Origin of the sequence: Microbacterium sp. CPCC 204701, from assembly GCF_004010105.1 — a bacterium.
In the GTDB taxonomy this organism is placed as follows: Bacteria; Actinomycetota; Actinomycetes; order Actinomycetales; family Microbacteriaceae; genus Microbacterium.
In genome coordinates, this window is sequence record NZ_RRYE01000239.1 from 1 (window position 1) to 4792 (window position 4792).

Sequence of the window (4792 nt, forward strand, 5' to 3'; positions counted from 1 at the left end):
CCGCTGACGCGTTCAACGCGGCGGCCGTCGCGCGGCTGCTCGCCGCGAAGGGCCGGGGGCGCCAGTCGCCGCCCCCCGTGCTCGTCGCCGGGCTCTCCACCTTGCGCGCGCTCGCGGCCGAAGTGCCCGAGCCTGTCGAGCGGCTCGTGGAGGCCTTCTGGCCGGGCGGGCTGACCATCGTCCTTCCCGCACAGCCGTCGCTGTCGTGGGATCTCGGCGAGACGCGAGGAACGGTCGCCGTGCGCATGCCGGCGCACCGCCTCGCGCTGGAGCTGCTGGAAGAGACCGGGCCGCTGGCCGTCTCGAGCGCCAACCTCACCGGCATGGCCGCCGGCATCACGGCGGAGGACGCCCAGGAGATGCTTCGCGACAGCGTGGCGGTGTACCTGAGCGACGGCCCGTCCAAGACCGGCGTCGCGTCGACGATCGTCGACGCGACGAGCCTCGTGGGCGGTGCCGAGCCCCTCGTGCGCGTGCTGCGCGAAGGCGCGGTCGACCGTGCGCGGCTGCGTGAGGTCCTCGGCGATCTGCTCGAGCCCGATCCGGGCGACGAGCCGGACCCGGGCGACGTCGAGGTCGAGGCCGAGGTCGATACCGGCAGCGAGGCGGAGTCCGGCTCCGAGGAGGCCGCTCCGCCTGCGGAGCCGGATCGCCCGTGAAGCAGTACGTCTTCACGATCCTGCTGACCGCGGCCGTGACCTTCGTCCTGTCGTGGGTGGTCTGGCGCGTCAGCCTGCGATACAAGCTGTACCCCGGCATCCGTGATCGCGACGTCCACACGACGCCGACGCCCCGTCTCGGCGGAATCGCGATGTTCCTCGGCGTGCTGGCGGCGTTCGCCATGTCGGCGCAGCATCCGTTCTTCGCCATCATCTGGTCGAATCCGCAGCAGATCTACGCGCTGCTGGGTGCAGCGCTGATCATCGTCGTGATCGGCGTGCTCGACGACGTGTGGGACCTGGATTGGATGATCAAGCTCGGCGCGCAGTTCCTCGCCGCCGGAGTGATCGCGTGGTTCGGCCAGCTGCAGATCTACACGCTCCCGGTGGGCGGAATGACGATCTTCTCGAGCTGGGTGAGCTTCACGCTCACCGTGTTCGCGATCGTGGTCGCGATGAACGCGGTCAACTTCATCGACGGGCTCGACGGGCTCGTCGCGGGGGTCTGCCTCATCGCGAACGCGGTCTTCTTCGCCTACTCGTACATGGTGTTCCGCGACACCGGGGCGAGCAACTACTTCAACCTCTCGTCGTTCATCGCCGCTGTGCTGATCGGCGCGTGCATCGGATTCCTGCCGATGAACTGGAGTCCCGCGAAGCTGTTCATGGGCGACGCCGGCGCGCTCATGCTCGGGCTGCTGATGGCATGCTCGGCGATCTCGATCACCGGCAACTTCGACCCCGCCATGCTCGGCGACAACGACCAGTTCGGCCGCTCGCAGCTCCTCGGTGCGTTCATCCCGATCCTGCTTCCGGTGGTGGTCGTGCTGCTTCCGCTGCTGGACTTCGCCCTGGCCGTCGTGCGGCGCATGAGCAAGGGCAAGTCGCCGTTCTCGCCCGATCGCAAGCACCTGCATCACCGCATGCTCGACATGGGCCACTCCGACCGCGGCGCGGTGCTGATCTTCTACGCGTGGACGGCGCTGGCGAGCCTGTCGGTGCTGCTGATGTACATCGGCACGACCCTCGAATGGCCGGGCGACTACCTCTTCGGCGTCGCCTACGGCATCGTCGGGGTCGCAGCATGCCTCGTTGTCACCCTGCCGCCCTCGCGCCGCCGTGGTCCGGCGAGCGCCCGTCCCGCGCCCGCGCCCGAATCCTCACCGGAGAACGCCTCATGACCCCCAGCCCCGTGTCCAGCACGCCGATCCTGCGCACCGTCCTGGTGTGGTCCGGCGCCGTCACCGCCGTGCTCACCGTGGCCGGCGCCGTCGTCGGCTACCTCGTCGCAGGAACGACCGGCCTGTGGAGCGCTCTGGTCGGCGTGCTCGTCGCGGCCGTGTTCCTCGCGATCACCGGCGCCAGCATCCTCATCGCGAACCGGTGGTACGGCGACGCACTCTATGTGCCGCTGTTCTTCGCGATCGTGCTCGGCGGCTGGATCCTCAAGTTCGTGGTCTTCATCGTGGCGCTGCTGCTGCTGCGCGATCAGCCGTGGATCGAGCCCACCGTCTTCTTCGTCGCAGTCGTGGTGAGCGTGCTGGCCTCGCTCGTGGTCGACGTCGTGGTCCTGCTGCGCATGCGCGTGCCGCATGTGAGCGACGTCCAGCTTCCGACCGATCCGGATGCCGGGGACCGCACCGACGAGTCGGACCCCCGCCCGTGACCGCGCCCACCGGCGCGCGGATTCAGCGACCTCTCAAGTTTGATACGCTGGTCGAGCGCCCGCCCGCTCGCTCTGCGAGCGCTTGCGGAGTGACGCTCACCGACCATCGTCGCAACGGTTCTTGACCGGTGCCCCGAAGCTGGAGCCAGCGCTGACTACTCAAGCTGCGACCCTGATCGCCCCCCTTGCCGCGGACGCCCCGCCGGAGTTCCACGGACCCTCGATCGAGGAGTTCTTCCCCGAGGCGCTCATCACCTTCCCGGGCATCGTCCTGTTCGGCGAACCACTGAGCATCACCCGGATCAGCCTGATCCAGTTCCTCGCGACCATCGCGGTGGTGCTGATCTTCTGGCTCGGCACGCGGCGCATGCGCGTGGTGCCCGGGCGGTTCCAGAGCCTGGTCGAGATGGGCCTCGACTTCGTGCGGGTCAACATCGGCGAGGACCTCCTCGGCCGCAAGGACGCCCAGCGCTTCCTGCCGATCCTCACCACCATCTTCTTCATGGTGCTGTTCATGAACATCACGGGAATCATCCCGTTCCTGAACATCGCCGGCACGAGCATCATCGCCGTCCCGCTCACCCTCGCGATCGTGAGCTACGTCACGTTCATCTACGCAGGCATCAAGAAGAGCCCGAAGAACTTCTTCAAGAACTCGCTCTTCCCGTCGGGCGTGCCGTGGCCGATCTACATCATCGTCACGCCGATCGAGCTCATCTCGACCTTCGTCATCCGGCCGGTCACGCTGACGCTCCGACTCCTCATGAACATGATGGTCGGCCACCTCCTGCTGGTGCTGTTCTTCGCCGCCACGCAGTTCTTCATCGTCGACATGGGCGGCTGGTGGAGCCTGCTGGGCGCCGGCAGCCTCGCGTTCGGCTTCATCTTCACCCTCTTCGAAATCCTGGTGGCCGTCCTCCAGGCGTACGTCTTCGCTCTCCTCACCGCGGTCTACATCCAGCTCGCGGTCGCCGAAGAGCACTGAGCGGGTCGGTCCCAAACCTGTAAATCACAGGACCGCCCACAACCGAAAGGAAACACCCCCGTGGACGCAACTACGGTTCTCGCCCAGGTCACCGGAAACGTCGCGACGATGGGCTACGGCCTCGCCGCGATCGGTCCGGCCATCGGCGTGGGCATCGTCGTCGGCAAGACGATCGAGGGCGTGGCGCGCCAGCCCGAGCTCGCCGGCCGCCTTCAGGTGCTCATGTGGATCGGTATCGCCTTCACCGAGGCGCTCGCCTTCATCGGCATCGCCACCTACTTCATCTTCCAGTAATCGCCGAAACCAGTCTTAAGGAGACAGGATGCTGAACGCTCTTGTCGCGTACGCGGCGGAGGAAGGGGCGGCCCACAACCCGCTCATCCCCGCCTGGTACGACATCATCTGGTCGGCGGTCTGCTTCGTCGTGATCCTCGTGGTCTTCTGGTTGGTCGCTCTTCCGCGCATGAAGAAGCTGCTGGACGAGCGCTCGGCCGCCATCGAGGGCAACATCGCGAAGGCCGACGAGGCGCAGCGCAAGGCCGAGGCGGCTCTCGAGGAGTACACCGCCCAGCTCGCCGAGGCCCGCAAGGAAGCCGGTGAGATCCGCGATGCCGCCCGCGAGGACGGCAAGAAGATCGTCGCCGAGGCCAAGGACTCCGCCTCCGCCGAGGCGGCACGCCTGACCGCGACGGCGCACGCCCAGATCGAGGCCGAGCGCCAGTCGGCGCTCGTGTCGCTGCGTGGCGAGGTGGGCACGCTGGCCCTCGACCTCGCCGGTGGCGTGATCGGCGAGGCGCTCACCGACGACAAGAAGGCCCAGGCCGTCGTCGACCGCTTCCTCGCCGACCTCGAGGCATCCGAAGGAGCCAAGGCGTAATGGGAAGCGCGACCACTCAGGCCCAGGCGGCGACCACCGCGGCGCTCACCGCCGCGTCGGGAGTCGACCTCGACGTCGCCCGCGAGCTGTTCGCGGTGGCGCGCGCCGTGGGTGACTCGTCGCAGCTGAGCGGCGCGCTCGCCGACTCCTCGGCCTCCGCCGATGCGCGCCGCAAGGTCGTCGCCGACGTGTTGGGCGCATCGGTGAAGCCCACGACGGCGTCGCTGCTGACGACCGCCGTCGAGCAGCGCTGGTCCAGCGCCGGCGACCTCGTCGACGGAATCGACGAGCTCGCCGTGCGGGCGGCCGCCATCGCGGATGCCTCGGCCGACGTCGAGGGCGAGCTGTTCGGGTTCTCGCGCACGATCGCCGACAACCCCGAGCTGGAGCTCGCGCTCGGCAGCCGGATCGGCGACTCGGCCGCGAAGGCCGAGCTCGTCGAGTCGCTGCTGAAGGGTCGCGCGAGCGAGGCGGCGACGCTGATCGCGGCATCCCTCATCCGCCATCCGCGTGAGCGGCGCGTACGCGAGCTCCTCGCGCGGGCGACGAGGCTCGTCGCCGACCAGCGCGGTCGCACGGTCGCCACCGTCGTGACGGCTGCGCCG

The 4792-nt window shown here is 68.5% G+C and carries 7 protein-coding genes; all 7 read left to right on the plus strand.

Annotation, left to right across the window (positions count from 1 at the left end; all coding sequences use genetic code 11):
* Window positions 1-659, plus strand: a 659-nt coding sequence (locus EIO58_RS12835; RefSeq protein WP_240658818.1) for an L-threonylcarbamoyladenylate synthase, incomplete at its 5' end; no start/stop codon positions are given.
* A complete protein-coding gene (locus EIO58_RS12840) occupies window positions 656-1840 on the plus strand; it encodes an MraY family glycosyltransferase (protein ID WP_127819870.1) in 1185 nt (394 codons plus the stop codon). The genes EIO58_RS12835 and EIO58_RS12840, both read left to right, overlap by 4 nt.
* Window positions 1837-2325, plus strand: coding sequence for a hypothetical protein (locus EIO58_RS12845; RefSeq protein WP_127819871.1), 489 nt, complete (start codon window positions 1837-1839; stop codon window positions 2323-2325). Before EIO58_RS12840 ends, EIO58_RS12845 begins: the two co-directional genes overlap by 4 nt.
* Before the next feature lie 121 nt (window positions 2326-2446).
* Window positions 2447-3310 carry a F0F1 ATP synthase subunit A gene (gene atpB / locus EIO58_RS12855; RefSeq protein ID WP_205789261.1) on the plus strand — a complete coding sequence of 288 codons (864 nt, stop codon included), beginning with the start codon at window positions 2447-2449 and terminating at the stop codon, window positions 3308-3310.
* Between the two features lie 60 nt (window positions 3311-3370).
* Window positions 3371-3604: an ATP synthase F0 subunit C gene (atpE, locus tag EIO58_RS12860; protein ID WP_127819872.1), complete on the plus strand. Its 234-nt coding sequence runs from the start codon at window positions 3371-3373 to the stop codon at window positions 3602-3604.
* A 28-nt stretch (window positions 3605-3632) separates the two neighbouring features.
* The gene (locus tag EIO58_RS12865; RefSeq protein WP_127819873.1) at window positions 3633-4187 is read left to right on the plus strand and encodes a F0F1 ATP synthase subunit B; all 555 of its coding nucleotides are present in this window, start codon (window positions 3633-3635) and stop codon (window positions 4185-4187) included.
* Window positions 4187-4792, plus strand: a 606-nt coding sequence (locus EIO58_RS12870) for a F0F1 ATP synthase subunit delta (RefSeq protein ID WP_127819874.1), incomplete at its 3' end; no start/stop codon positions are given. The genes EIO58_RS12865 and EIO58_RS12870, both read left to right, overlap by 1 nt.

Excerpts from the sequence above, each read along its gene's own strand:
- EIO58_RS12845 (WP_127819871.1), top strand. The coding sequence starts at position 1,837 with ATGACCCCCAGCCCCGTGTCCAGCACGCCGATCCTGCGCACCGTCCTG.
- EIO58_RS12865 (WP_127819873.1), top strand. The coding sequence starts at position 3,633 with ATGCTGAACGCTCTTGTCGCGTACGCGGCGGAGGAAGGGGCGGCCCAC.